This is a genomic window from Pseudoxanthomonas putridarboris, assembly GCF_038321125.1.
Classification (GTDB): Bacteria; Pseudomonadota; Gammaproteobacteria; order Xanthomonadales; family Xanthomonadaceae; genus Pseudoxanthomonas_A; species Pseudoxanthomonas_A putridarboris.
On the sequence record NZ_JBBWWT010000023.1, the window covers coordinates 1 to 1,246 of the forward strand.

The 1,246-nt window shown below is 63.8% G+C and carries 1 protein-coding gene; it reads left to right on the forward strand.

Translation table 11 applies throughout. The annotated features are described in order from the left end of the window. Nucleotides 1-62 precede the first annotated feature (62 nt). A protein-coding gene (locus AAD027_RS18990; RefSeq protein WP_341727605.1) for an IS3 family transposase occupies nt 63-1,216 on the forward strand; the annotation gives its coding sequence in 2 pieces (ribosomal slippage) (nt 63-321 and nt 321-1,216; 1,155 coding nt in all). Nucleotides 1,217-1,246: the final 30 nt, after the last annotated feature.

Consider the following 1,246-nt stretch of genomic DNA (forward strand, 5'->3'; position numbering starts at 1 on the left):
TGGCCTGCTGCCGATTTCACAGACACCTAGTTTAGGTGCAATGATGAAATCGGAGGTGGTAAATGGCAAAGCGGACGTTCACGCCCGAGTTCAAGCTTGAGGCGGTAAAGCTGGTCCGGGAACGCGGGGTATCGATCTCGCAGGCGGCGCGGGACTTGGGGATTCACCTCAACGTGCTGCGGGCATGGCTAAAGGCCGTCGACGAAGATTCCAAGCATCCGTTCCCGAGGCCGGGCCAGCAGCGGCCCGAGCAAGCGGAGATCGAGCGGCTGAAGAAGGAAGTGGCCCGGCTGAAGACGGAGCGGGACATCCTAAAAAAAGCCGCGGCCTATTTCGCCAAGGAATCGACGTGAAGTTCGGGTTCGTAGCGAAGCACCGAAGGGCCTGGCCGGTGGAGTTGATGTGCGAGGCGCTCGGTGTGTCTCGCAGCGGGTTCTATGCCTGGCTGTGTCGGCCGCGGAGCCAGCGCAGTCTGGACGATGAGCGCCTGGGTCGGCTGGTGCGGCAGGGCTTTCTCGATAGCGACCGGACGTATGGGGCACGAAGGGTGTGGCGCGAGGTCCTGGCGACGGGCGAGCGCTGTGGCTTGCACCGGATCGAACGCCTGATGCGCATGCACGCGCTGCGTGCGCGCCCGCGGCGGCGCGCACGGCCTATCGACGTGGGGCCGCGGCCCGCGTTGGCACCGGCGGGCAATGTGCTGGATCGGCAGTTCGAGGCGACGGCGCCGAACCAGAAATGGGTGGCGGACTTCACCTACCTGTGGACGGCAGAGGGCTGGTTGTACGTTGCGGCAGTCATCGATCTGTACTCAAGGCGCGTGGTGGGGTGGTCGATGCAGTCGGACATGACCAGCCAGCTGGTGACCGATGCACTGATGATGGCCATCTGGCGACGTGGCAAGCCACAGGGCGTGTTGCATCACTCCGACCGGGGCAGCCAGTACACCAGCGAGCAGTTCCAGCGCCTGCTGGGCGAGATGGGCGTCACCTGCAGCTTGAGCCGGCAGGGCAACTGCTGGGACAACGCAGCGATGGAGAGCTTCTTCTCATCGCTGAAAACCGAGCGGACGGCCAGGAAAACGTATCGAACCCGGAGCGAGGCCAAGGCGGATGTGTTCGACTACATCGAGCGGTTCTACAACCCGCTGCGGCGGCACTCGACGATCGGTTATGTCAGCCCCATCGAGTTCGAGAAACAGGCGGGACTACATTAGGAGGGTGTCCACGGAACCGGCAGCAGGCCA